General features: G+C 72.8%; 16 protein-coding genes. 4 read left to right on the top strand and 12 right to left on the bottom strand.

Annotation, left to right across the window (positions count from 1 at the left end; translation table 11 throughout):
- The 4 genes from ABD332_RS53655 to ABD332_RS53670 all read right to left on the bottom strand — a co-directional run.
- Nucleotides 1-1,757, bottom strand: a 1,757-nt coding sequence (locus ABD332_RS53655) for an AfsR/SARP family transcriptional regulator (protein WP_344513774.1), incomplete at its 3' end; no start/stop codon positions are given.
- An 82-nt stretch (nt 1,758-1,839) separates the two neighbouring features.
- Nucleotides 1,840-2,238, bottom strand: coding sequence for a hypothetical protein (locus ABD332_RS53660; protein WP_344513776.1), 399 nt, complete (start codon nt 2,236-2,238; stop codon nt 1,840-1,842).
- Nucleotides 2,235-2,651 (bottom strand): hypothetical protein, encoded by a 417-nt coding sequence (locus ABD332_RS53665; RefSeq protein WP_344513778.1) that lies wholly within the window; start codon nt 2,649-2,651, stop codon nt 2,235-2,237. The genes ABD332_RS53660 and ABD332_RS53665 overlap by 4 nt, the downstream gene beginning before the upstream one ends.
- Nucleotides 2,651-3,025, bottom strand: coding sequence for a hypothetical protein (locus tag ABD332_RS53670; protein WP_344513779.1), 375 nt, complete (start codon nt 3,023-3,025; stop codon nt 2,651-2,653). Before ABD332_RS53670 ends, ABD332_RS53665 begins: the two co-directional genes overlap by 1 nt.
- 246 nt (nt 3,026-3,271) lie before the next feature.
- On the opposite strand from ABD332_RS53670, the gene ABD332_RS53675 reads away from it, so the two are divergent.
- Nucleotides 3,272-4,735, top strand: a complete 1,464-nt coding sequence (locus ABD332_RS53675; RefSeq protein WP_344513781.1) for an Hsp70 family protein — start codon at nt 3,272-3,274, stop codon at nt 4,733-4,735.
- A 24-nt stretch (nt 4,736-4,759) separates the two neighbouring features.
- Here ABD332_RS53675 and ABD332_RS53680 read toward each other — a convergent pair whose 3' ends face one another.
- The 6 genes from ABD332_RS53680 to ABD332_RS53705 all read right to left on the bottom strand — a co-directional run bounded on the left by ABD332_RS53680 (nt 4,760) and on the right by ABD332_RS53705 (nt 13,274).
- Nucleotides 4,760-6,490 carry a vWA domain-containing protein gene (locus ABD332_RS53680; RefSeq protein ID WP_344513783.1) on the bottom strand — a complete coding sequence of 577 codons (1,731 nt, stop codon included), beginning with the start codon at nt 6,488-6,490 and terminating at the stop codon, nt 4,760-4,762.
- 219 nt (nt 6,491-6,709) lie between these two features.
- A complete protein-coding gene (locus ABD332_RS53685; RefSeq protein WP_344513785.1) occupies nt 6,710-7,039 on the bottom strand; it encodes a hypothetical protein in 330 nt (109 codons plus the stop codon).
- A complete protein-coding gene (locus ABD332_RS53690) occupies nt 7,030-9,552 on the bottom strand; it encodes a thiopeptide maturation pyridine synthase (protein WP_344513787.1) in 2,523 nt (840 codons plus the stop codon). Before ABD332_RS53690 ends, ABD332_RS53685 begins: the two co-directional genes overlap by 10 nt.
- Entirely contained in the window at nt 9,549-10,490 is a 942-nt protein-coding gene (locus ABD332_RS53695; RefSeq protein WP_344513789.1) for a lantibiotic dehydratase C-terminal domain-containing protein, read from the bottom strand. Before ABD332_RS53695 ends, ABD332_RS53690 begins: the two co-directional genes overlap by 4 nt.
- A complete protein-coding gene (locus ABD332_RS53700) occupies nt 10,487-13,090 on the bottom strand; it encodes a lantibiotic dehydratase (RefSeq protein WP_344513790.1) in 2,604 nt (867 codons plus the stop codon). Before ABD332_RS53700 ends, ABD332_RS53695 begins: the two co-directional genes overlap by 4 nt.
- A 4-nt stretch (nt 13,091-13,094) precedes the next feature.
- Nucleotides 13,095-13,274 (bottom strand): thiomuracin/GE37468 family thiazolyl RiPP peptide, encoded by a 180-nt coding sequence (locus ABD332_RS53705; protein WP_344513792.1) that lies wholly within the window; start codon nt 13,272-13,274, stop codon nt 13,095-13,097.
- A gap of 135 nt (nt 13,275-13,409) precedes the next feature.
- Here ABD332_RS53705 and ABD332_RS53710 point away from each other — a divergent pair, with 135 nt between their 5' ends.
- Complete coding sequence (locus ABD332_RS53710; protein ID WP_344513794.1) at nt 13,410-15,086, top strand: TOMM precursor leader peptide-binding protein; 1,677 nt, start codon at nt 13,410-13,412, stop codon at nt 15,084-15,086.
- 65 nt (nt 15,087-15,151) lie between these two features.
- Nucleotides 15,152-16,762, top strand: coding sequence for a hypothetical protein (locus ABD332_RS53715; protein ID WP_344513796.1), 1,611 nt, complete (start codon nt 15,152-15,154; stop codon nt 16,760-16,762).
- Between the two features lie 86 nt (nt 16,763-16,848).
- Here the strand turns inward: ABD332_RS53715 and ABD332_RS53720 are convergent, their stop codons facing one another.
- A complete protein-coding gene (locus ABD332_RS53720; RefSeq protein WP_344513798.1) occupies nt 16,849-22,272 on the bottom strand; it encodes an AAA family ATPase in 5,424 nt (1,807 codons plus the stop codon).
- Nucleotides 22,273-22,484: 212 nt separating this feature from the next.
- Nucleotides 22,485-23,990, bottom strand: a complete 1,506-nt coding sequence (locus ABD332_RS53725; protein WP_344513800.1) for a hypothetical protein — start codon at nt 23,988-23,990, stop codon at nt 22,485-22,487.
- A gap of 326 nt (nt 23,991-24,316) precedes the next feature.
- Between ABD332_RS53725 and ABD332_RS53730 the strand changes: the two genes are divergently transcribed.
- Nucleotides 24,317-26,170: a hypothetical protein gene (locus ABD332_RS53730; RefSeq protein ID WP_344513801.1), complete on the top strand. Its 1,854-nt coding sequence runs from the start codon at nt 24,317-24,319 to the stop codon at nt 26,168-26,170.
- Nucleotides 26,171-26,181: the final 11 nt, after the last annotated feature.

Below are 26,181 nucleotides of genomic sequence, written 5' to 3' on the forward strand. Positions count from 1 at the left end.
AGGTCGTGCATCGCGTACCGGCCCGGGCGCACGGTGCTGAGCAGGTTCGCGTCGGTCAGCCGGACCAGCAGGGGCGCCACCTCCGCCGCCGGCAGGCGACTGGCGGCGGCGCCGACCTCGCCGTCGAACTCGGCCGCCGGCAGCAGGCCGAGCAGCCGGAACACCTGCTGGGTGGCCGGGCCGAGCCGGCTGTAGGAGTGCCGGAACGCGGCGGTGACCGCGCTGTCGGCGTCGTCGCGGGTCCGCAGGGCCGGCAGGCGGGCGTCGCCGGCGAGCTGTCCGGCGCGCTCCGCGATCGGGTGCGCCACCCCCACCGGCAGGTCGACCGCGGCGATCCGCAGCGCCAGCGGCAGCCCACCACAGTGCCGGACCAGCTCGGTGACCGCGGCCGGCTCCGCGACCGCCCGCTCGGCGCCGACCATCCGGGTCACCAGGACGACCGCGTCGGGTTCGGCGAGCGCGGCCACCGGCAGGCTCCGCGCGCCCTCCACCGCGGCCAGGCTCAGCAGCCGCTCCCGGCTGGTGACGAGGACCTTGACCCCGGCGCCGCCGGGCAGCAGCGGGCGCACCTGCTCGGCGGAGCGCGCGTTGTCGAGCACCATGAGCAGCCGCCGGTCCGCGGTGACCGAACGGAACAGCGAGGCGGCCTGCGGCACGTCGGCCGGGATCTGGCCGTGCGGCACACCGAGGCCGGTGAGCAGGTGCCCGAGCGCCTCAGCCGGGCCGGCCTCGGGCTCCGCCCCGAATCCGCGGAGGTTGAGGTACAGCTGCCCGTCGGGGAACTGCCCGGCGGCCCGCCGTCCCCACCACACGGCGAGGCTGGTCTTGCCGCTGCCGGCCATCCCGGAGATGACGACGGTGGCGGGGCCGTCGGTGTCGGCGGCCAGCCAGTCGTCCAGCTGGGCCAGCTCGGTGCCCCGACCCACGAAGTGCAGGCCGACCACCGGCAGCTGGCGCGGGGTCGGCGGCTCCTGCTTGACCGCTTTGCGGTGCTCGGACCGCTGCTGTGGGGCACCGGCCGTGGCCAGCGTCGGGTCGTCGGTCAGGATCCGCTGATGCAGCCGGCGCAGGGCCGGTCCCGGGTCGATGCCCAGCTCGGTGCGCAGCAGGCGGCTGGCCTGCGTGTATGCGGCGAGGGCGTCGGCGCGGCGGTCCGCCCGGTACAGCGCCAGAATCAGCTGCCCGCGGAGGCGCTCGTCGAGCGGGGTCTGTGCCACCAGCCGACCGATCTCCGGCAGCAGCTCATGGTGCCGGCCGGTGGCGAGCCCGGCGTCGACCCTGTCGGCGAGGGCCGCGGCGTGCCGCTGGTCCAGCGCCGGCCGGGCGGCGACGACGAGCTCGTCGGTGACCCCGCCGAGGACCGGCCCCTGCCACTGCGCCAACGCCTCGGTGAGCAGCCCCTCGGCGGCGGCCGCGTCGCCGGTGCGCAGGGCCTCCCGGCCTTCCCGGGCCAGCCGCTCGAAGCGCAGCACGTCGACGTCGTCCTCGGCCGCTCGCAGCACGTAGCCGACCGGGTGCCGCTCGATCGACCCCGGTGGTAGGAGGCCTCGCAGTTTGGAGATGTACTGGTGGAGGATCCGCTGGGCGGAGGCCGGAGAACGCGGGCCCCAGGTCACGTCGATGAGCCGGTCCGCGGAGACCGGCTCGTTGGCGGCGAGGACGAGGGCCGCGAGGACGGTTCGGGGTTTGGTGCCACTGACCGGGACAGGCCGGCCGTCGAGCCATGCGCCGACGAGTCCCAGCACCCTGTAGTCCACCGCGCAGACAGTACCGATGCATCGAAATCTTTGCGGGACCGCGGTCGGGACCCGGCCGCCCCGAGGTGGCCGGGTCCCTTGCTCAGCTGATGCCCTTCACCGGAGGCGCGCAGTGCTGTGCGCCGGTCCAGTACCGCACGCAGGACTTGAAGTAGAACGCGGTGTCCTCCTTCGCATCCAGGTGCTTCCAGCGGATGCAGTTGCCTTCCGGCCCCGGGTTCCACAACTTCGACTGGACCGTCCGGTTGGTGGCCGCGTCGGTGTATTGGAACTCCACGTACGAGGTGTCCCCGCCGAGCTGGCAGTTCTCGAGGTGCTCGCCGTACGGGAAGAACCTGGTGAACGACTGCTGAGCGAGCTCGGACTGGTAGGAGTCGCCGGGCTGGTCTGGCCCGATCGCGGCATGCGCCGGGGTGGCCAGGACGGCTGCCAGCGCCCCGGCCATCGCAAGGACGACGACGGATTTCCGGATGATGCTCATACGATTCCTTGCCTCCAGGGTGAACACGGGTCCCAGAAGTTGTCGACGTCCGCGCAGACGCGCATGTCGATGAAGCGCTCCTCACCGAAGTCGTGCAGGTACGTCGCGCACGACGGCGCCGGCCCGGTGACCTTGTGCGTCCCCCGCTGCAGGGTGCCGTTGATCCTGATGTACTCGAACTCGATGTAGACGTCCCAGCGGTCGGACTTGCAGACCGTGAAGCTGTCCCCGATGTGCTGGAAGCTGCCCGAACCGGCGGCCATGCCGAGCACGTCGACGTACTCCAGCACGTTGCGACCGGTGTTGTTGTCCCCGGCGTGGGCGGGCGTCGCCACCCCGGCGAGGAGCGCCCCCGCCGCGCCCGCCACCAGGCTGATGCGGGCCAGCCGACTGCGCATGCTCCTGGTGCTCATCAGGTGATCGCCGCCACCCATGGCGTGCACCAGTCACCAGGCAGGCCTGGCGCGGGCGGTGGCAGCACCGGGTAGTCGAGGCACGCCCGGAACATGAAGGTGCGGTTCTCCGGGAAGTCCAGGTTGTGGTCGTAGCACGTCCCACCCCCCAGCGCGTTGTACTTCTGGTAGTTCACGTCGTTCCAGATGTACTCGCCGTAGACCTGGAGCCCGTCTGTCGAGTCGTCGCACACGAAGAAGTGCTCGCCGTCGTGGTAGAAGATGGCCCGGACCCCCTCGCCCCGCGAGCCCGCCGTTCGGTTCGTCCCCGCGTACGCGGCGGCTCCCCAACCCAGCACCACCACCAGCGGCATGACAACCGCCGCCGTGAGCATCCTCAGCACCTTGGCCCTGGCTCTGCCCTGTCTCAGCACGCTCGATCCTCCCTCCGATGCACTGAACCGGTCCGGAGGGCCCCCACGGAAACCCGGCCCTCCTCGCCACCGATCCTGCGGACCAGCCGTTTCGACGTTGTTCGCACCGATGTTTGGCCCGCCTTGCACAGGCCCCCTGACCTGCGAGGACGCACCCACACACCGATCAAGGCGGGACTGAATGCGGGAGCCGCGTACGCTGCAACGATGGCTCACGGCGTGCTGCTCGGGATTGACTTCGGCACCTTCAACACCGTGGCCATGGTGCGTCGCGGCGGCGGTGAAGCACGTTCCCTGCTCTTCGACGGGTCACCGTTGCTGCCGTCTGCGGTGCTCCTGGAAGGCCCCGGCGACGTGCTGTCCGGTGCCGAAGCCGTGCGGTCGGCGCGGGTGCAGCCGGATCGGTACGAGCCCAACCCGAAGCGGCGGATGGCAGACGGGATCGTCCTGCTCGGCGGCCACGAGATCGACGTGGTCGACCTGGTCGCCGCCGTGCTGGGACGCGTGGCGTCGGAGGCGCGGCAGGTCGTCGGCCGGCTCCCGGATCGTGTCGTGGTCACGCATCCGGAGATCTGGGGCACGTCGCGGTTGAGCCGGTTGACCGAGGCGGCCGTCCGTGCCGGCCTGCCGGACCCGATGCTCGTGGCGGAGCCGATCGCTGCCGCCGCCTACTTCCTCGGCCAGGTCGGCCGGGTCGGCGCGGGTCAGTGCGCGGTGGTGTACGACTTCGGGGCAGGCACGTTCGACGCCAGTGTGGTGCGCCGCGGCCCAGGAGGAGCGCTGACGGTGCTGGCCAGTGAAGGGCTTCCCGAGGTGGGCGGCCTGGACCTGGACGCCGCCTTGGTGGAGCACCTGGGCCGGCTGGTCGCGCATCGGGCCCGGGACGCTTGGGACCGGTTGCGGCAACCGGCCACCGCCGCCGACCGCCGCGCCCAGCGGCAGCTGTGGGAAGACGTCCGGCTGGCCAAGGAGTCGTTGAGCCGGCGTTCGCAGACGCTGGTGCACCTGCCGGTCCTGGACGAGACCGTTCCGGTGAGCCGGGACGAGTTCGAGCAGCTCGCCGAGCCGGTCATCGCGCGGACGGTCGCGGTTACCCGCGCCGCGGTGCGCAGCGCGGGCATCGGGCTGTCAGACGTCGGTGGCATCTTCCTCGTCGGCGGGTCGAGCCGTGTCCCACTCGTCGCGACGCTGCTGCACCGCGCGTTCGGGATGCCACCGACGGTTCTGGAGCAGCCCGAGCTCGTGGTGGCGGAGGGTTCACTGATCCTGCTCGACGCGTGCGAGGAGCGCACGCCGACCGGCGTCACGATGAGGCTGCCCGCCGATGCCGGGTCAGAGGAGACCGTTGCGCAGCCGCGTGGAACGGCCGCCGGCCCGGCACCCGTGCCGCAGGGCTCGCCGCAGCGGGTCACGCAGCTGTCGCCGGCCTCGCCGACGGCAGGCCGCGCGTCGCGCGTCGACGAGGCCGTCGAACCGGGGCGGGGGCGATCGGTCCGCCGCCACCTCACCGATCCGTGGAGCGTGGCAGCGGCCGTGCTGCTCGGTGCCCTGAGCGGCACGGCCGGCGGCCTCGCCGGTGCGGGCACGACGGCCGTGCTGACTGCGGGAGTCGTGGTCGCCGTGATCGTGCACGTGGTGCGGGTGGCTCTCGGTATCGTGTTCGACCGCTGAAGACCCGGTTGTCAGACGTCGCCACTAGAAGTTGCTCAGCACCGAGCTGAAGATCTTGTCGACGCTGGCTGGGTCGCGAGCGTCGTAGGCGGCTGCCCGCGACACTTTCGCGATCTGTTCGAGCGTGTCCAGGTCGGCCTCCTCGCCGAAGGCGATACCGAAGATGCGAACCGAGTTCTCCAGGGGTGACCCGTCCAGGTCGTGGAGCAGCTTCGCCCGGTCGTTGTCGGCCGGATACTCGTTGCGCCCATCGGTGAGCAGCACGACTGCGTTGATGCGGTCGGCGTCCAGCCGTTCCCGCATGTACAGGTCGGCGGCCCGGGTCGTGTGGTAGAGGGCCGTGCCGCCATCGGCGCTCAGCGCCCGGATGATGCCGGTGAGTTGCTGCTTCGCGTCACCGACGCGCGACATCGGCAGCCGCTCGGTGTAGGGCTGCGCACCGTTCGGTCGCTGCCCCGTGAATGTCCACAGTGCCACCTCGTCGTCGGGATGCAGCAGGTCGAGGCTCGCGATTGCCGCGTTCTTCGCGGCTTCCAGCTTGCTGACGTCACCGGCAGCCTTCTCCTTCATCGAGCCCGAGACGTCGAGGACGAGCAGCACCCTCGCCTTCTTCCGCAGGTCGTCCCAGCCGGCGAGGATCTTGTCCAGGACCTCTCCGACGGGTGACTGGATCAGGCTGAGCTTCTGCCCGGCCGGGATCTGCAGGGTCTGCGTCAGTTCGGGGCCGGCGTTGCCCTGGTGGTCGCGGAAGCCCATCGCCGCGAACGCCGCCTGCTGGGCCGGCCGCTGCAGGAACGCGAGGAAGTCCGCGGCCGCTTCCCGTTGCGCGTCACTGGCCGAGGGCAGCACCACGTATGGGTGGTCGAGCATCAGCGTGCCGTCCCGCGGCACCATCGGCACGAGCGGCACCGTGGGCGCCTTGCCTGTCACCTTCGGGTCGCCGGTGGTGTTGCCTTTGTTGTACAGGAAGGTGAGCTGCTCCTGATGCACGACGGCGCTCACGTACGACATCGCGGCGCCCTTGGCGTCGGCTTCGGCCAAGTTGGCGAGGAACTTCACCGCATCGTCGGTGTAGTGCAGGACGCCGGCTTCGACCCCGCGAACGAAGTTGATCACATTGGGCTGGGTGAGGTCGGCCGTCGTCAGCTCACGGGACAGGCCGGTCGCCGCGTAGTACGTGGCCACCGTCGCGGCCAGGCCGGACGTGGACCGGTGCGGGTTGTCCTTGCCGAAGGAGAAGCGCCCCCACTCGGGGTGGCCGTACCGGCCCCACCCCTGCGGATCGGACGCCAGCGCCAGCACGTCGCTCCACCCGAACTCGCGGTTCGGCCAGCCGAACGCCTCGGCCATCGGCTTCGGCATCGAGATGACCAACGGGCTCTGCGCGATCGACGGCATCTGCGTGCCTGCCGGCGGCACCACCTGCTTGCCGCCGGCGGTCTCCTGCTGGCGGGCCAACTGGAGCCACAGCGATGCGGTGGGCGTCCACACCTGTGGTGGCGGCCCACCGTCGCGCTGTTCATCCCACCCGGAGACAAGCGCCTGCGCCGCCGCGCCGGACGTGAGCCGGTGCACGGTCACCGACGCGCACCGCTTGCCGCCGTACAGCGTGTCGGAGGCGTTGTACCGGCGCGCCAACTCGATCATCAGGTCGGCCTTCTCGGTCGACGAACTGACCTCGATGGGTTCACAGCCGGCCCGCTTGTCGGCACCCGCCTCCCCGGCGTCGCGACGGAGCACCACGTACGTCGCCAAGACGGCTATCAGACCGACGATCACCGCAATCACCAGCGGCATTCGCGTACGTGCCCCCGCGACAATTCCCATCGACGATCTCCTGTTCACCAGCTGAGCCCCGCATCGTAACCGAGGGCTACAACATCGCCGCCATCCGCCGGACGGGCCCGGTGCCGCTCCCGGCGAGGGACTGCTCGACCGAGCCGGAAGCGCTCGGTCGAGCCGGCCGGAAGCCCCTCAGGCGTGCACGACGCCGCCGTCGAGGAGTTTGGACCAGTCCGCGCCCGCGGCCACGGCCTCCAGCGCGAAGACGCTGACCGACGTGGGCTCGTAGCCGATGAGTTCGACCGCCCGGCTCGGCAGTCGCGCTGGGTCGGCGTGGGCCAGGGTGGTCCACAGGTACACGGCACCCCAGATCTGGCGGGGCTCGTTGGAGAACCAGAACTTGCCCAGCATGCCGGGAAGGCCGGTGAACGCGTCCACGGCGTAACCGCGCAGGTAGTCGCGCAGCGACGTGGTGGTCTGCTCGGAGCGGGCAAGGTCCCAGGCGACGATCATCAGGTACACGGTGGCTCCTCGGAGGGCGGCGCCGAGCCCAGGCAGAACTCGCCGACGCTCGACTCGGACAGGCGGTCGTGGCCGGTGGCCTGTGCGAACGCGTCGGTGTCGCCCGCCTCGACGGCGCACGGGGCCAGCCGCATCGCGGTCGCGACCGAGTACAGCGTCTGAGTGAGCACGCCGACGTGTTTCAGGGTCAGCGCAAGGGCCATCGATTCGTACTTCCACATCAGCCGGCCGAAGCGGGCGGCGATGACGATCAGCACCTGGGGCGGCCGCTCGGCGCCCATCGCGCGGGCGGCGGCCTGCAGCAGCCGCCGGCGTGGCGGTTCGGCGGCGTCGAGCACCTCGAGCTGGTGCTCGAAGGCGTCGTAGTGGTACATGCCGGGTTCCAGCCCGGCCGCCGAGCGGACCACGAGGTACAGCTCCAGTTCGTGGACGGCGCCACCGGCCGGGTACGGGCGATCGGACGTGTCCCATCCCTGGCTGTCGTCGGTGGAGCGCACCCGGGCGCAGCGGAACAGCAGCTCGCCGATCGCTTCGATGGTGACCGGCGACGACTCGGCGTACGCGCGGATCGAACGGCGCCCCTCCAGGACACCGGTGAGCGTCGGGTCCGTCTGGTGCAGCCGGGTCAGGTCGGGCCGCGCCAGCGCGACGGTGCGGGTGCTCATGGGCGCCGGTCGGCCGGGCAGGGGCGGGAACCGGTCCTTGGCCCACAGGGTCGCGCCGAAGTGGGAGAACCGGGTCGATCCGGCGCGCTCGTACGACTGGCGGCTGCTGTCGTGGAACCACAGTTCGTGCGGGCTCCAGTGGGCCTCGTCGAACGGCTCGGCGTCCCCCGCGCCGACGAGGAGCCCGGCCCGGGCGAGGTCGGCGGTGAGACGGGCGGGCAACGCCGGGCTTTCGAGGTCCGTGGTGAGCGGGCCCGCGACGAGCGCGGCGATCTGCGGCGCGTGGATCCGGACCACGACCGGTGAGCGGGGCGAGGTGAGCTGCAGACCGTTGTGGTCCCGGCGCATCACCGCGAACCGGGACAGGGTCAGCGGTCCGGACCGCTCCACCGGTGGTAGGGGCCACCAGTTGCCCTTGGGGACCACCGTGTACTGGGCGACGCCGCCGTGCAGCACGGTGACGGCCAGCCAGCCCCGCTCGCGCAGCCGGTCGACGAGCCCGTCCACCGGTGCGGAAGGGGCATGGTCGGCGGCGATCTCGGCCAGCACCGAGGGGTCGCAGCCGCCCGCCGACAGCCGCCACAGCACGGCCCGCTGGCCGTCGTCGAGGACGCCGAGCGGCTCCGCCCGAGGCCAGCTCACCAGGTGGTGCCGGCCGTCGTCGCGGGTGACGCCGTGCACGCCGAGGCGCAGGGCGAGGCGCTCGGAGAGCTGTGCGGGACCGTCGTCCGAGGGGCGCAGGCCCGGGACGAGACGGCCCATCGAAGCGCCGGTGGGGCTGCGCCGCGCTGCGTCGACCGCGGACACGCCGTGGAGGCGTTCGGCGGTGTTCGCCGCCACGTGGCAGAGCAGGAAGCGTTCCGACGGGGTCAGGCCCACTCGGGTGAGGAACAGGTACAGGTAGTTGAGCATCAGGCGGTGCTGGGCGAACCAGACGGTGTCCCGCACGTGCGCCTCGAACTCGGGACTGTCCGCGGTCTCCGCGTGGAACGCGCTGGCCCGGCCGAGCTGCGCGCTCAGCGCCGCGTGTTCGGCGCGCGCCTCCGGTGGCGGGTCCAGTGTGATCATGCCGGCGTCGACGAGGGCGCCGGCCCGGTCGCGGAACGGTGTGACGGTGCGGACCCAGCGTTGGACGAGGGCGTCGCCGTCGTCGTCGTGGACGGCGGCGGCGACCGCCTCGGCGCGGGCGGTGAGCCGTCCGGCGTTCGCCGTGAAGTAGCCGTCCCACGCGGGGCGCAGCCCGGCGCCCTCGGGCCAGGTCGACAGGAACGCCTCGGCGTGGGACCGGAACGACACGAAGCTCCAGCTGAGGTCCGCGCCGCAGAGCGCTTCGGCGGTGGCGATCAGCAGGTCGAACGCGATCGCGGGGAGCTGGCGGCCCTGGCGGCGCAACCGCAGCACGTCGAAGGCGAGGGCGGTGGTCCGCAGGTGGAACTCCGCGAGCAGGTCGGCGGCCGCCACGCTGCCGAGCATGTGCAGCCGCCGGTCATAGCGGGCATCGAGGACGGTGTTGTTCGCCGGCCAAGGCAGGAGCGGACCGGGGTCCTGTTCCAGCTCGGCCAGGCGCCGGTGGCTGTCCAGCACCGTGGCCGGGTCCAGGACCGTCCGTGACGGGTTGTCGCGCAGGTAGCCGCCGATGCGATCGTGGACCAGCGGGGAGACGACGTCACGGAACACGTCGCCGGGTGCGCGGACGTGCAGCCGCAGGTGTGGGCCCTGCCGCCAGTGCGGCATGAAGTAGGCGTCGGCGTGCGGCGCGACCTGCGCGAAGAGCGGCTGCACGGCGTCGAGCAGCAGGTCGCGCGGGTCGTCGTGGTAGTGGATGTGCACGCTCTGCCACCCGGTCACGCCGCCTCCAACTCGTGCACCGCCCGCACCGCCATGTGCCGCACGTACGCCTCCTGTCCGACCGTGAGTCCGAGCCGGTTGCACAGCAGATGCGCGCAGATGTCGAGGACCGGCAGCACGCCGTCGCCGGCCGCGCCGGTGCCCTCCCAGCCGCCGGCGGGCGGCGCGAACCGGCCGGCGGTCAGCTCTGCGGTGAGGCCGTCGCGCAGCCGGGTCACCGAGGTGGCCCAGCCGCCGAGCACGTGCCCCGGCGGAAGGGTGCCGGTGCCGGCGACGACGCGCCGTACCTGGCCGGTGATCGACATGAGCCGATCATGTTGCCGCGCGTACGCGTCGTCGGTTGCGGTGACCGGGTCCGGCATGATCCGCAGCAATGGCGCGAGGGTCGCCGGATCCGGTTGGCAGACCAGCCAGGTGGTCAGGATCGCGCAGAGGGCGACCGTCAGGCGCTGGGCGGGTGGCGTCCTGGGCAGCACCCGGAGCGCCAGCAGGCTGGATTCGACGAAGTGTCGCTCGACGGCCTCCATCGCCGCGCCCGTGCCGTAGCGTTCGGTTTCGCGGCGGTACGGCACGAAGTGGGCCGTGTTCTCCGGCCGTAGCCGGCGTGCGTAGCCGGAGCGGCCCTCCCACCGGGCGGCGAGCGCGGCCCGGTGCGCGTATGCGGCCTGGGAGTCCTCGCCGGTGACCGGACGGCCGCTCAGGTGGTCGCGGCACCGGCCGCCGAGGCGCGCCGCGAGCCGTCGTCGCGACGCTTCGGGCGCCGGGCGGACGCGTAGCCGCAGGTGGTTGCCGCCTTCCCAGTACCGCAGGAAGAACAGGTCTTCGGCGAGCTTCTCCTCGCGCAGCTCGTCGAGCAGGGCGGGCACGAGGTCGATGAGCAGCGGGTCCAGGTCGCCGCGCTGGAACAGGTGGATGCTGAGCCAGTCGTGTCCGCTCACTCGGTGCTCCCCACTGCGGTCAGTTCGAACATGAGCTCGGCGACCCGCTCGGCGGCGTCCTGCGGTGCCGGCAGGGGCTCTTCGAACGTGACCAGGCCGGACCAGTCCGCGAGGAGCCGGTCGAGGTTCTGCACGGCGTACCAGTTGGCGAGGTCGACGTACACCGGCTTGCGGGCTTTCGTGAAAGCCCGCTGGCCCCAGACCTGCTCGGGGTCCCACAGCCGCACGTAGGAGGCGCGGGGGATGCCGGTTTCGCGTTGCCAGCCCAGCAGCCGTTGCAGGTGGCCGGCGCCGGTGTCGCCGGGGCGTTGCCGGGGCACCGCGGCGGCAGGCACCAGCCAGCGGGCCCGTTGCAGCACGACACGTCCGACCTCGACCCGGGGCAGGAGTGTGGGCGCGGTGACCGTCGCCGGGTCGAGGAGCGGGCACAGCACCGGCCAGGCCGGGTGGACGAGGTATGCCGGGCCGAACGCGGCGAGCAGCAACCGCGCGGCGGGCGGCAGCAGGAGGTCGGCCATCATGCCCGCGTGGACGGGGATCACCTGGCGGCCGGTGGCGGCGTCGAAGAGTTGCGGCAGCCCGGTTCCCGGATCCTGGCGGACCCGCAGCGCACCGAGGGCGATCCGGTGCCGCGGCGGGCGGGTGTCCTCCGTGCCGGGGTAGGAGATCTCGTGGGTCGACAGGGCGACATGAAGGTTGAGTGCCGACCCGAACAGGCCGGCCAGTTCCGCGACGATCGGCCCGTCGGGCCGGTCCGCGGCCGGTGGGGCCGTGACCGGCGTGCCGGTCGCGCGTTCGGCGAGGTGCGCCCACCGGCCACGCCCGCGACCATGCCCGCCGGTGATGACGTTGACCGCCAGGCGTGGCCCGTCGGCGCCGGGGACGGCCTGGCCGTAGCAGGTGATCGACGCCGGCGCGGTCACCCAGGCCGGCCAGCTCGCGGTCAGCCGCCGCACCAGCTCGGGGTCCACCCGCTGCGGTCCGGTGAGCTCCGCGATCGACTCGGTGAGCAGGGCGTGCAGCCGCGCGTGCCGTTCGACCCGGCTTGTCGCCAGGTCCGCGGCGCCGACCGTGTAGTCGCCGCGGAGGTACGCGGACAGCGGGGTCCGCGCGGCGAGCTCCCGCTGGACGCGCTCGTGCAGGTCCAGGAACGCGATGTCGGGGGCGGATCCGAACCACGGCGCCCAGCGGTCGGCGAGGGCGAGACGGGTCGGCAGCATCGGGTCGTGCAGCCCGAGCCAGCGCCGGACGACGTCGAGGTCGTCCAGCACCGGCCGCCACGCGCGGGCGTCCAGCCGGGCCGGCGCGCCGCTTTCCACGACGTGTTCGTGGCAGACGAACCGGTCGAGCCGGTCGGCGTCCGGCCAGTCCGGCACGGCGAGGTCGTGGCCGAGCCGCACGGTGTGCGCGACGGCGGTGGCGAGCCGTTCGCGGTGCGCGGCGAGCTCGGTGTGGTCCCCGATCCGTGTCGGGACGCTCATCAGCCGGTCCAGTTCGCGCAGCAGCCGCACGTCGGCACCTGTCGCTTCGAGCCAGCCGGCCAGGGCGCCGAGCGGCTCCGCGCCTTCGACCTGCACGGGCGGACGGGCCTCCAGCAGGCCCACGGCGACGAGCCGGTCGACGAAGACGCCGACCTTCGCGGCCGCCGCACCGGTGGCCGCGAGGTGCCGCACGACGTCGGCGGTGGTGGCCTGCCGGTGGCGGACGACGTCGAGACAGGCCAGCACGGCGGGCGCGGCGGCCATGGTGACGATCGTTTCGCCCGTACCGAGGAAGCGCAGCGTCTCGCCGGCCCGGTGCAGGCTGGGGTTGACCCGCAGCACCAGCGTCGCCGCCAGGTCGGGACGGGTCGACACGGCGCGGACCAGCCGCGCGACGAGCACCCGGTCGAACTCCAGCACCGACGACGCCGGCACCGGGTGGGCGCCGGCCGGCGCCGACGGCCCGGTGTCGTCGACGTGGGCCAGGCCGATCCGGGCGAACGAGCTGTATGGGCTGGTCTTCGCGGCGGCCCGGCCGAGGAACGCGACCAACCCGCCGATCGTCCGGGCGCGGGGCCGGTGACCGTCCCGCAGCCAGCGCTCCAACGCGGCCGACAGGTCAGGACTCGCCTGGGCCAACGCCCGGCGGAACTCCGGGCGGCCGGCCGCGTCCCGGATTCGGGCGGCGACCGTGTCGGCCTCGACGCCGAGGAGCGGCTCAAGGTCGGCTTCCGCGCCGATGCGGGCGGCCCGTTCCGCGTGCCACGCGTCGATCCGGCAGACCATGGGTACGGGCAGGGCACCGCGGATCTCCGCGTTCCACACGTGCTCCGGCAGTCGCCGGTCCTGGTGGATGGCCCGCCGCAGGGCGACGAGCCGGGTCTTCAGGGCGGCGTTGGCCGGGTCACCGACGAGTGGGTACAGCGCCTCGGACAGCACCTGTGCCGTGCGCCGGGCCCGGTCCTGCGCGTCGAGGAGTGCGTCGACGGCAGCGACCGTACGGGTGAACCGCATCGCGGACAGGACATCGACCGGCAGGCCCGCCACCCGGACCACCACCGGCTGCTCGACAGCGTAGCCGGCGACCGTCCGTGTGGTCAGGGCCTGCGGTCGTGTCATTGGATCAGGACGAGGACGAGCAGGAGAACACCGACGAGGCGCCGAATTCGCCCAGCCCGTGCCCTGCGGTGAGTGATTCGACCGTCAGGCCCTGTTCGGCCAGGTCGAAGATGTCCATCGGCACCTCGTCGAGCTCGAACCGCAGCTCGGGCCGGGAGTCGGTCAGGCCTTCCGTTGACTGCATCTGTTACCTCCTCAGCGGTGGTCGGCCCGTGCCCGGGCGACCTATGCCCACGGTGGGGGATCACCGCCCGGTTCGGCCGTCACGCTGGCTGGATCTAGTGGTTCCCCCAGATCGTCGCCGGTGAGAATGCGCGTCATGGATGGACTGGTGACGGCTGTCGCCGCGATCCAGTCGTACGTGCCGCAGGCCGTGGTCGGCGTGCTCGGCACCGACCCGGCGGCGACGGTGCACCTGACCGACGACGCGGTCCTGATCGGCTCCTGCGACACCTGCCTCGCGCTGCGCCGGGAGCGCCTCCAACCGGCCCCGCTGCGCCTGGCCGCCGACGCCGCGAGCTGGACACCCGGGCCCTGGCCGCACCTCACCCCCGCCGTCCTGGAACTGATCCGCCACCTCCACGCGGTCGTCGCCGCCGGCACGGTGTTCCGGCTGGCCTGGGAGACCCTCGACATCCAGCGCCACGAACTGCTGCCCGACCCGTCCTGCCCGGCCTGCGGCACCCCCGCTCCCGCCGACCCGATCCGGTTCGTACCACGGCCGAAACCGTCCATGTCGGCGTCCCGCCTCCGCGATCTCGACGCCGTCCACCTGCCGGAGCGGGCACTGGTCAACCCGGTGTGCGGGGCCCTCGGCCCAGCCGCCGTCGCCCTCACCGACGCACCGATCGTCCCCGTGGTGGTCGGCGGCACCCTGGCCGGCTCCGGCAGCGGAGCGAACCGGGTCATCCCGGTGATGTGGAGCGGGCACGCCCGCAGCTACGGCCGTAGCCGCACCGCCGCGCTCCTGGAGGGCCTGGAACGCACCGCGGCCGCATGGCACACCGGCACCGCCCCGGTCGTCGTCGACACGTTCGAACGCGTCGCCGCACGTGCCGTTCCGGGCGACTGGCCGTCGTTCGACCCGCGGTCACCGATCCGGTGGGTACCGGGACACTCGCTGCGCCACGATGCGCCGGTCCTCGTGCCTGAGCGGATGGCGTACTTCCTCGCGGGTCCCCGGGAGACGTCGAACGGCTGCGCCATCGGCACGTGCCTCGAGGAGGCAGCCCTGCACGGCCTGCTGGAGCTCATCGAACGAGACGCGTTCCTGATCGCGTGGTACGGCCGGGCGCACCTGCCCGAACTCGCGCCCGGCACGGTCACGGATCCGGCCGTCGGCGCACTGATCGACCGCCTCGCCGCAGGCGGACACCAGGTACGCCTCTTCGACACCAGGATCGACCTGCCGGCACCGGTGGTCACGGCGGTCGCGGTCGCCACCGGCGGTGCGGCACCGGCGCTGTGCTTCGCCGCCGCAGCCGGTCTCGACCCGGATTCGGCCGTCGCCGGCGCCGTCGGTGAACTCGCCGCGCTCGTGCCGGCCGTCCGCGAACGCGCCCTCGCCCAGCGCGGCCGGATCGACGCCATGCGGCGCGACCACGGCCTCGTCGAGTCCGCCGCCGACCACGCCGCGCTCTTCGCCGACCCCGCGGCGATGGCGTACGCCGGGTTCCTGCTCGGCGACCGGCACGAAGTCCCCGGGGCGCCGCGCCCATGGCCCCGACCGTCCGACATGGACCTGCTCGAAGACCTGCAAGCCTGTGCCGGTGCGGTCATGGAGACCGGCTCGGACGTCATCGTCGTGGACCTGACCACAGTGGAGCAGCGGCGGCTGGGCCTGCGTTCGGCGCGGGTCATCGCCCCGGGGCTGGTGCCGCTCGACTTCGGCCCCCGGCAACGCGCACCAGGGCTCACCCGGATCAGCACCGCATTGCGGCACGCCGCCGCGCCCCCGTCGGAGGGCCCGCACCACGTGCCGCACCCTCTGTCATGACGGTGACGCCCGAGGACCGCCTGCGCCTGCGCGCTGACGTCCGGCTCACCCGGACAGCCGATGGCATGCTGATACGGCGCGGGGAAACCGCGTTTCTCGTCCGGGGGCAGGCAGCGGCCACGCTCGAGCGCATCGCCCCCCGGCTCAACGGGACGTCGACGGTCCGTGGGCTCTGCGCCGGCCTTCCCACCGACGAGCAGCGCACACTGGTGCAACTCGCCGCCCTGCTGCTGCGCCACGACTGTGCCCGAGACGTGGCGCAGGACAACCGCGCCTCGCCGGCTGAGGACCCGCGCCGCCACCGGGTGCTGCTGAGGAGCCGGTGGCCCGCGGCGGCACCCATGGTGGCCGCGGCCGCTCGCACGTTGCTGCGCTCGGGGATGCCGGCGATCGACATCGCGGCCGACCTGTCCGGCCGCGACCGCGCCGCCCTCGATGCCGAAGCCGCAACGGGTCACCCGGCCACGCTCAGGTTCGTATCGGGGCAAGCCGCCGGCCACGGGTACACGGCGATCGTCACGGTCGAGCCGATCGGGGGCCCGCACGAGGCGCCCGGCGAGGTGACGGTCGCGGCACTCGTCGGCGCCGACGTCGTGGTCATCGGCGCCACCACCGGGGAAGATGGCGGGCCCTGCCCGAGCTGTACGCGGCTGCGGTTGCTCGCGAACCGTGACCCTGGCACCGTGGCCCCGGCCGCGCCGGACGGCGCCCGTGCCGCGATCGCAGGGACGCTGCTCGCCGCCGAGGTCCTGGCGGCCGTCAGGGGCGGCCGCCGGCCCTTCCCGGCGGTCCTGGTCCTCGACCTCGCCACCTGCGAGACCCACCGGGAGCGGCTGCTGCCGCACCCCGGCTGCGCCCATCCCCGTGGCGCGGCCGCCGCGACGGCGGCGGATCTCGTCGCATCGCACGTCGGGGTCCTGGCCGGGTTCACCGACGACGCGGCGACGCAACTGCCGCTGCGGGTCGGTGCCGTCCGTCTGGCGTACCCTGCACAGACCTTCGTCGCCTACCATCCGTCCACAGTGGATGCGGCCCGGGACGCCGCTGTCCGGGCGGCGGTGGCCCACTACGCCGAGGCGGTCCTCCCCGACCTGCCGCTGCGGTGGGCACCGGCCCGGAGGCCGTTCACCGGCGACCCGGCATCCTCACCCGCGGGTCAGTCCAGGGCGGGCGTCGGGGTGGGCGCCGGCCTCGCGGATGCGGTGACCGCCGGGTTGTGCCACGTCCTCGCGGGCGATGCGGCCCGAGCCGGGCCCGGCCGTCCCGTCGAGCCGGCGGCGCTGTATGCGGGCGCGAGCCGGCCGGACATCCTGGAACTGCTGGTGCGCACCGCCGCGCGGGCCGGGTTGCCCGTCCGGCTGTCCGTGCCGGCCGGCGCGGCCATCCCCGTCGTGGTGGCGCGGGTCCCACGGTCGGCGCCGGCCGTGGGTTGGGGTGACGACCTGGCGGCGGCCGCGACGCAGGCGTTGCTGTCGCTGCTCGGCCCGCGGCAACTCGCCGGCACCGGCCGGCCACACCCGGTGCTCGACACCGGTGCCCTGCTCCCCGCCGCCGAGCGGTGGTTGCGCGAACAGCACCGGGACGCGTGGTTCGCCGACATCACCCCGGTGGACGTCGCCCGCACGGGCCTCACGGTCGTGCGGGTGCTGCTCATGTGCCGTCGACCGGGATCTTGACGAACAGCGCAGCCCCGTTGGTCACGCACGTCGTCGCTGCCATGGGCATCGGTGTGCCCGCCACGGCTGCCGTTGCGGCGCCGGCGTCACCCGCAATCCGCGGGTGCGCCGGGTGAGCGAATCCTGCCCGACGCGGATCGGCGGCCGGCGTCCCACTCGGCCGGGGTGAGTGGGAGCTCCGCGCGCAGGGTGGTCCCGGCTCCGCGCGGGCTGTGGAGCACGATCCGGCCGCCGAGCGCTTCGGCGCGATCGTTGAGGCCGACCAGGCCGGTGCCGCGGGTGAAGTCGGCGCCGCCGACGCCGTCGTCGCGGACCACGATGCGCAGGACGCCGCCGGTGGTGTCGGTTTCGACGGTGACGGTGACGGCTGAGGCGTTCGCGTGTTTGGCCGTGTTGGTGACTGCCTCGGCGATGATGTAGTACGCGCTGACCTCGATGTGCTCGGGCAGCCGTCCCTCCATGCGGATGTCGAGGTCGACGGGGATCGGTGCGTGGCGGGCAAGCGTGCGCAGCGCCGGGCCGAGGCCGGATTCTGTCAGGATGGCCGGGTGGATGCCGCGGGAGATCTTGCGGAGCTCGTCCACGGCGCCCGTCGCCCCGGCGACGGCGCGGTCGAGTTGTTCGGCGAGCGTGTCGAGCTCGGGTGGCAGCGCCGCCTGCGCGGTGCGCAGCTGCAGGGCCAGGGAGATCAGCCGCTGCTGGGCTCCGTCGTGCAGGTCGCGCTCGATGCGCCGGCGGGTCTGGTCGGCGGCGGCGACGATCCGCGCTCGGGACGCGGTGAGCTCGGTCCGGCTCTCAGCGTTGGCGATGGCGGTCGCGATGAGCCCGGTGAAGTCGGCCAGCCGCTGCTCGGTGTCGTGGGGCAGCCGTTGGCGGCGCGACCCGACGCGCATGACGCCCCAGAGCCGCCCCTCGACCTCGATCGGACTGGCGACCATGGAGCAGATGTCGGGCTCGATCCCGGGCAGCGTCGTTGACGCCGGTTTGTCCACGTCGCGGCGCGCGGAATGACCTGTGGCCTGTACCGTCGCCATGGCGGTGCGGGGGTCGGGCCTGCCGCGCCAACCCGGTGCGGTCTGCTTGAGTCCGTAGCCTCCCAGCACCGTCGCCTCCCCGTCCGGCTCGAATCGGAGGATCGACGTGCCGTCGGCGTGGAAGAGCGCGCCGACCTCGTCGGCCACCGCGGCGAACACGCGATCGGGCGCCGCCCCGCGGGCGACCAGCGTCGCCACCCGCCGCAACGCCGCCTGCTCGTCGGCGATCCGGCGGAAGGCCGTGTACAGGTGGGCGTTGTCGAGCGACACGGCGAGCTGACCGGCGATGAGTCTGACGCAGTCGAGCCGTTCGGCGGTGAACGCGCCGTGGATGAGGCGGTTCTCGAGCAGCAGCACCGCCCGCAGCATGCCGCGGTTGAGGATGGGCACGGCCAGCAGGGAGCAGGAGCTGAGGCCGGTGAAGTACGGGTCCCGGGCGAAGCGGTCGTCACGGGTGGCATCGCCCACGACCAGCAGCTCACGCATCCGCTCGGCGTATCGCAGCACGGACATCGGCGCCGTGTGCTCATAACCGGCGCCGCTGGCCGGGATGATGCTGCAGCCATCCCCGGGCGCGGGCAGTATCCATTCGTCCCGGTCGTCGCTCCACAGCAGCAGGTGCACTCCGGTGGCGCCGGTCATCGCGGAGAGCACCTGGACCAGGCGGGAGTACAGGCCTTCGGTGCTGGTCTCGGAGCTCAGCGCCGTCGACGCGGACAGGATGCCGAGCAGGTCGACGGTTCCGGTCGTCATGGTGGGGCGACGCTGGAGAAGGTCGCCGGGGTGGCGGGCGTCGTGCTTGTCGATCGGCTCGTCGTGCGGTCGCAACGCCGGGTAGGCCCAGTCCAGTTGGTCGACTTTCGCGGTCGCGCCCCAGGCGAGGTACTCCTGACGGGCCGCGGCGAGCAGTTCGAAGCCGGCGTGTTCGACGCCGTGGGCGAGGTAGAAGCGGGCGGCGTGTTCGGTGATCAGGGCCTGATGCCATGGCCGTACGTGGCGGGCGACCTCGTGCCGGGCGGCGTCGAAGCCGTGGACGGCGGCAACGAAGTCGCCGACGGCCCAGGCCCGCTCGGCCTCGAGCAACCGTAGCCAGTGCAGGAAGTTGGCCGGCGCGTCTGCGGCGCGTGCTGCCAGCCAGTGCGTCACCTCGTCCAGTTCGGACAGCAGACCGTCGCGCTCTCCGGTGTGGCCGGCTCGGGCCTGCCCGGCGAGGGCCAGTCCACGCAGCACGTGCGCGGCGGCGGTCGGGTAGAAGGTGGCCGCGGCCGACAGCAAGGGCATCGCCGCCGCGGTGCACCGGGTGAGGCCGACCAGATCATCGAGGATGGCGGCGGCGATCGCGCGGGTGACCTGGAGGTGGAACAGCGCCCACGGGCTCTCGGCGTACCTGTCGGTGGGGGACGTCGCACCGGCGATGGTGGCGCTTTCGCCGCACAGCACACCGGCCAGTCGCCGGTAGCTGTCGTACGATTCGCCGATGTGCTCGTCGCCGGTCTGCCGCACGAAGGCAAGCCCGGCCTCCACCTCGGCGACGTAGACGTCCAGCGACGGCACGCAGTCCAGCAGACCGACCATGTCCAGGTAGTAGGTGTATCCGGCGTTGGCCAGATCGCCCCCCGCGACGAGGCCTGCACGAGCCCGCCGGCTCGCGCGGACACCGTTTTCGATCGGCTCGAACCAGCAGCTCAGCAGCGTGGACAGGAAGCGCACCTGCGAGGTGTCGGGCTCGTAGCCGCGGGCCTCGCCCAGTGCCAGGATTCGATGCATCGCCTGGTATGCGGCGGCGTAGTCGCCGCGCACCGACACGGCGGCGAAGCCGACGTGGCTCGCCGGGCCGAGGAGGGGGCCGGCGGGGCCGTGCTCGATCCAGATCCGCAGCGCTTCCAGGCTCAGCCAGGCGAGCCTGGCGTGGTCGGCGGCGAAGTAGACCGCCGGCAGGATCGCGTTGATCAGACGGGCCACGGCGAGCACCACCGGCTCGGTGACCTCCGGCCGGGTCAGCTCGTCCACGGCGTCCTCGTGCTCCAGCCACCGGTACATGAGGTCGAACCGGCGGTCGAGCTCGGTCGGGAGCCGGTCCGCGGTCGGCACGGCGCTGTCCAGCTCACGCAGTGACTCCAGGCCGAGCCCGATCGCCTCGACGTAGCGGTTGCGGTGCGTCAGGCCGCGCACCTGCACCGCCGTGGCGGGCGCACATTCCAAGGGGGTGGGGCACAGCCCTTGGATCGTGCGGAACTCCTCGTCCGCCTCCTCCAGGAGCCCCAGGCTGTACAGGGCGGCGTGCCGGCCGGTGCGCACCTCGACGAGCGCGGCGGTCCCGTCCGGGCCGATCAGCCGCAGCGCGGCCGTCAGCAGCGCGTTCACCAGCGAGTATTCCCCGATCATCGTCGACTGTTCGGCGGCCCGCCGGAACAGCTCCACCGTTCGGCGCCGTTCCGCGGGGTCGTCGACCGCATCGACCACGGGCAGGTATTGTTCCGCTGCGACCGCGAACAGCTCCGCCACCGCTGCCAGCCGCCGCGCCATCGCCAACTGCAGGCTGCGCCGCCGGCGCGGTTCCACCCCGCGGAGGACCACCTCACGGATCCGATCGTGGCGAAACAGCACCGCCTCCCGCACTCCGGGCTCCAACACCAGCACCCCCTCGTTGAGGGCGGCCGCGAGTCGCTGTTCCATCACCTCCGCCGGCTCGCCGACGGCGGTCTGCAGCACGCCCAGCTCGGCCCGCCCACCGAGGCACGCCATCGCCTCCACCATCAGCCGGGTCTGCGCCGGCATGGCATCGACCCGCGCCGCCGACAGTCCCGCAACCTCCGGCCGGTCCAGGTGAGCGCGCACCTGCGCCGCATCCCACCGCCACCTGGCCCCCGCCACCAGCACACCGTCACGGCGCAGCGCGTTGAGCACCTCCACCGTCTCGTACGGATTACCGGACGTGTGCGGACTGATCGCTTCGCCCAGGCTCGCCGCCGCGGCCCTGTCCACGTGGAGCATCTCCGCCACCATGGCGATCGTGCCGGCGACTGGCAGGTTGGCCAGCCGCAGGTCCCGCACCTCCGGCCGGTCACACCACCGGGTCCGCGCAGCCGCCAACGGATGCACCGCGTCCACGTCACCTTCGCGGTAGGCGGCCACCAGCAGCAGACCGTCGACCGGCTCCGCGCTCAGCACCAGGTCCACGAAGCCCATCGCCGTTCGTCCCGCCCACTGCAGGTCGTCGACGAACATCACCACGGGCCGTTTCCGTGAGGCGACCGAGCGCAACACGTCGAACGCCACCCGCTGTGCCCGCGCCTGCGCGGTCAGCGGATCCCCCGGATCGGGCGGCACCCGCAGCAGTGCCGCGAACTCCGGCACCGCCGCGGTCAGCAGGCCCGCGTTCGCGCCGGCCGCCGCCAGGATCCGCTTGCGGACGTCGGCCAGCTCGTCCTCCGACTCGGCCAGCAGAAGCCGACCCACCGCCCGCAACCCCTGGTGCACGGCGTCGCATTCCAGGTCCCGCCGGTACTGGTCGAACTTGCCCGCCACGAACCAGCCGTCCCGGCCGGTCACCACCGGCCGCAGTTCATCGACCAGCACCGTCTTTCCCACCCCTGGCGCCCCGCAGATCAGCACACCCTGACACCGGCCCGTAAGCGCCTCCTCGAACGCCGCCGTCAGCACCGCCACTTCCGCATCGCGCCACACCAGCCGTGACGGCGGCAACAGCCGCGGCGGAACGTCGCGCTCGCCGACCCGCATCGTCGCCGCGCGCGGGTCGGCGTCCCGTAGCCGCTCCAGGTCGCGGACCAGGCCCTCCGCGGTCTGGTACCGCTTGTCCGGCTCCTTCTCCAGCAGATGCATGATGATCTCGGACAGCGGCGCCGGGATGGTCCGGTTCGCCTGCGCCGGCGGCACCGGCACCCGAGCCAGATGATCATGAGTGAGCCGCAGCGGGTCACCCCAGCCGAACGGCGGCGCGCCCGTCGCCAGTTCATACAGTGTCGCGCCCAATGCGTACAGATCGGCCCGCTGATCCACCGGCCGGCCGGTGCGCCCGGTCTGCTCCGGCGCCAGATACGCCAACGTCCCCGCGATCTCGGTGTGGTGCGTGAACCCGGGACGAAGCTCGGCGATCGACGTCGCCAGCGCGAAGTCCACCAGGCAGAGGGCGCCGTCGCGGGACGCCACGATGTTCGCCGGCGTGATGTCGCGGTGCATCACGCCCCGGCGGTGCATCCCCGCCACCGTCCGGGCCAGCTTCACCGCGAGCCCGATCAGGTCATCGGCCGCCAGCGGCTTCGCCGCCCCGGCCAGGCTCGTGCCGGCGACATCCTCCACCACGACCGACCCCGGGCACCGCGGTGCCTCCAGCAATTGTGGGACACCGACCACGCCGCGCAGCCGCCCCAGGATCGCCACCTCGTGCCGCACCCGCCGGTCCGCGTCCGGTCCCGAGAACTCCTTGCGGATGACCGTGCGCCCGGCGACGAGCAACCGGGTGACCCGAGTGTGCTCGCTCTCGTACAGTATTTCGATCCGACCGGGTGGATCGCGGCCACGCAGCATCCCGCCGTTCTGCATCAGACACCTCCCGGCACGATCCGATCCACCTCAAAGCGTACTTAGATCCTGTTCCCGGGCGAAGCCGACTATTCACGCGGACGCGATGTGGGTGAAACCGCCGGCCGCGGCACCGTTCGATGAGGTCAGCCGCCGCTGGTGGTCCACTCGTATTCGGGCTCGGGCCGGGCCGCCGGGCCACGGCCGAACAGGACGAGGACGACGGTGCCTGCCACGGCGGCGCCGGTCACCGCGCCGGCGATGCCGGCCGCCGTGGAGTACGCGTCGGGGTGGCCCGCCGACCAGCCGTAGAACGTCGCGATGACGCCCGCGGCGGCGGCTGCTGCCAGTGCCGCCTGCGTGGGCCACAGCCACGGCCGTGGTCGTGGGTCGCCGGCGACGGTGGCGATCCACCACACGAGGCCGGCGACGCCGACGCCCATGCCGATCAGGGTGAACCCGAGACCCAGGAACGAGTCCACCAGCTGGGCGAGCGCGACGACGATCGCGCCGAGGACGGTCGTGCCCGCCGCGAAGCCGGCCAGCACCCGCCGCCGGGACAGGGCCGGCAGCAGGCCCAGGACGTACAGCGCGGACCCGATCGCGACGGCGAGGGCGTACTCGGCCCAGATGTGTTTGCCGGGTGCGGTGAGCGGCGCCGGCGGCCAGGTCTTGCCGGCGTACGACAGGCCGATGCGCTGCCATGCCCCGTCCGGCTGCCGGACCGCGATGCCGTCGCGCCGGTTGGCGACGAACACGCGATAGCCGCCGTCGGCGGGCAGGATCGCGACCTCCGCGGCGCTGAGGTGTTCGCGAGGCGAGCGCAGGTCGCTGTCGCGCCGGGCGAGGAACGTGCGCCGCCCCTCCGCCACCTGCCACGACATCCGCCAGGTCCGCCCGGCGTCGGTGCTCTCCTCGACGGCGAGCCGGCCGGGCACGACCCGGTAGCACACGTCCGGCCGGTCCGGCACGCACGCGTTCGTGGCGCGCGGCGGGAGGTCCGGCGTGACGGGCGCCTTGAGGGCGGTCCAGGTCACGCCGTCGACGGTCGCCGCGGCGTCGTCGAGGTCACTGTCGCCGTCGGGCAGGCCGTGGAAGGCGTTGTACAGCATGGCCCGAACCTGCCCGTCGACGACCACGACCCGGTCCACCGCCGGGTAGTCCGGCGCGCTCGTCGCGGCGACGCCCAGCACCGCGAACGGCAGCACCACGGCGGCGCGGACACCGCGCGCGACCGGAGTGGACACCACCGGCGTCAGGGTCCGGCCCCGGACCCACCAGGCGATCCCGAGCGCGGGCAGCGCGAGCAGGTCGGTGGGGTCGGCGAGGATCGTCGACGGGCGGATCACGCTCCACGCCGCCGACGCGACATCGGCACCGCCGGGCACCGCCTTGACCGCGGCGAACGCCACGCCCACCAGTACCGTCGAACCGGCCGCCGCCCATCGCGCCGGAAGGCGGGGGACCAGCAGGCAGCACAGCGCCGCGACCAGTGCCGGGGCGAAGACCAGACCGGCGACGTCGCTGAGCTTGCCGGTCACCACGCCCGGCGCGGCCGCCTTGAGCAGGTGGTCGTTCACCAGCAGCACGAGCACCGCGACGGCGGACACGGGATGTGTCAGCCACGCCAGCGTCACCGAAACGTTCCTCATGGGCGATCAGACGCGATCCGCGCGCCGGTCGTTCCCGGGTTGGTGAACTCGGCCTCGACCACACTGGGTGGCACATTGCGCGGACTCGGGCCGTGCTTGGCTCACCACGTTCCGAACTCCTATTGTGGGTCCGTCCCCGGGGGATTCGAGGGCCCCGGCGCGGGAACGGGGTCGCACTCACAGTGTCGACGACCCGGCCGCTCCCCGGAACCTCTGACGTTCTACGACACCACGCTGTCAGGGCAGCAAAGTCGCCCCACATGGGCAGGGGAACGCATCGTTCGCGGTGATCCGGCGAGGCCGGGCTGGGCCGTAACGTCGGCTCCATGAGGCGCGTGCTTGCCGCGGTCGTGGCGGTGATCGTGGTGGTCGCGCCGACCACCGCCTGCTCCGGCCGCAAGAAGCCGGCCCCGCCGGCGGCGCAGGTGAGCGCGCAGGTCAAGGCCGGGGCGGCGACCACCCTGTCGGTCGCCGACGTGCAGGTGGTGCTGCCCGACGGCGCGGCCAAGGACGGGGTCGTCGCGAAGCTCGCGGTCGGCGGCGAGGCGCCGGCGGCGCCGGACGGGATGACGGTCGCCGGACCGGCCGTCGCGGTCGACCTGCCCGGCGGGCTGACGCAGCCGGCGACAGTGACGTTCCAGGCGCCGGCCGCGGTGAAGGACGGCACCCTCACACCGGTCGTCGTCTGGCAGGACGCCGCCGGGGACTGGCGCTGGGTGCCCACGACATACACCGCGGGGGAGAGCGGCATCTCCGCGACCGTCGACCACTTCTCCGGGGGCTTCCTCGGCGGCCTCGACATCAAGAAGTGGATCAAGGACCGGGGCGAGGACTTCAAGAACTACATCACCGGCCGCTCGGGCGTGGCGCAGCCGCGCTGCGGCGACGAGAAGGCCGCCCGGCCGGCCGGCGTCGAGGTCACCAGCGACGGCGGCGACCGGGTCAAATGGTGTTTCGGCGTCGACAACGGCCGCCGGGTGGTGCGGATCGCCAACAACTCGCGCACGTTCATGCAGATCGCGTACCCGTCCGCGTGGAAGGTCGTCGACGGGCAGTCGCACGGGTTCAGCACCGACTCGGCGGCGCGGGCGCTCGGCATGCTGGCGGTGACCCCGAAGGGCACCGCGTCGCGGATCGTCGACGGCGGCGACACGCTGACCCTCGAGGTGCCGGAGAACTCCACCGGCCGGGTCACGGCCGAGATGTCGATCCTCGCCTGGGCGATCTCGGCCATCGTCTTCGGCATCCAGGTGTACTACGCCGTGGTGAAGGCGGCGAGCGACACGCTGGCCAAGGCCGCCAAGGGAACGATCGACCGGCTGTTCCTGCTGCTCGGCGGCACCGCGAACGCGGAGCCCATCGACGGGCTGATCGAGTGTACGAAGGCGGTCTCCGACCTCACCGAGATGAACGAGACCAACGCCCTCGATGTCACGAAGGCCGTCTGGGGCTGCCTGCCGGGCATCATGAAGGCGCAGCTGAAGGACGTGAAGGTCTTCGCCGCCGGGGTGCTGCTGAACATGGTCGGCACGGCCGTCGGGCTGATCCTCACCGGCATCAACCTGCTGGTCACCGGCCTGCGAGAGCTGTGGGACCAGTTCGCCGGCTTCGGCGGCAAGAGCGATCCGGTGTACGACGTCGTCATCCGCCTCAAGGCCGCCACCGTCGCCGACGCCGACCTGCGGGCCAACAACTGCCCCGGCTGCCGCGTCAAGGGCCAGTTCGCGTTCCTGCATCCGACCTGGGGCGTCGTCACCCTCGTGGTCGCGCTGTCACCGACCGGCGGCGCCGGCGGCTACGGCAGCTCCGACCTGATCGCGTTCGACGCCCAGCGCAAGGTCGTCTGGCGCAAGGACTACGACAGGCAGTGGGAGTCGGTGGCCTTCGCCGACCCCGGCATGGACGCCACCGGCAACGTCTTCATCAACTTCAACCCGGGCCGCCTCAACGGCGTCATCATTCTGCGGCCGGTCGCGGGCGGGCTGAAGGACTTCGCGACCCTGCCCGACGCCGAATCCGGCTACCAGGAGCGGTTCTACAGCGCTCGCCTGGTCATGGACACGGCCAAGGGCACCTACACCGTCCGCAGCGAGCTCAACGACTGCGAACCGAGCTGCGCCGAAGGCACCATCCACACCACCACGTACCGCTACAACGGCACCGACTACGTCAAGCAGTAGCCCGGCAACGC

It is taken from the genome of Dactylosporangium maewongense (assembly GCF_039531485.1).
GTDB classification, from domain to species: domain Bacteria; phylum Actinomycetota; class Actinomycetes; order Mycobacteriales; family Micromonosporaceae; genus Dactylosporangium; species Dactylosporangium maewongense.

Bases quoted from the DNA above. Each gene is read 5' to 3' on its own strand.
- ABD332_RS53670 (WP_344513779.1), bottom strand. From the start codon at position 3,025: ATGCTCACGGCGGCGGTTGTCATGCCGCTGGTGGTGGTGCTGGGTTGG.
- ABD332_RS53665 (WP_344513778.1), bottom strand. From the start codon at position 2,651: ATGAGCACCAGGAGCATGCGCAGTCGGCTGGCCCGCATCAGCCTGGTG.
- ABD332_RS53730 (WP_344513801.1), top strand. From the start codon at position 24,317: ATGAGGCGCGTGCTTGCCGCGGTCGTGGCGGTGATCGTGGTGGTCGCG.
- ABD332_RS53715 (WP_344513796.1), top strand. From the start codon at position 15,152: ATGCTGATACGGCGCGGGGAAACCGCGTTTCTCGTCCGGGGGCAGGCA.
- ABD332_RS53725 (WP_344513800.1), bottom strand. From the start codon at position 23,990: ATGAGGAACGTTTCGGTGACGCTGGCGTGGCTGACACATCCCGTGTCC.
- ABD332_RS53710 (WP_344513794.1), top strand. From the start codon at position 13,410: ATGGATGGACTGGTGACGGCTGTCGCCGCGATCCAGTCGTACGTGCCG.
- ABD332_RS53700 (WP_344513790.1), bottom strand. From the start codon at position 13,090: ATGACACGACCGCAGGCCCTGACCACACGGACGGTCGCCGGCTACGCT.
- ABD332_RS53660 (WP_344513776.1), bottom strand. From the start codon at position 2,238: ATGAGCATCATCCGGAAATCCGTCGTCGTCCTTGCGATGGCCGGGGCG.
- ABD332_RS53675 (WP_344513781.1), top strand. From the start codon at position 3,272: ATGGCTCACGGCGTGCTGCTCGGGATTGACTTCGGCACCTTCAACACC.
- ABD332_RS53705 (WP_344513792.1), bottom strand. From the start codon at position 13,274: ATGCAGTCAACGGAAGGCCTGACCGACTCCCGGCCCGAGCTGCGGTTC.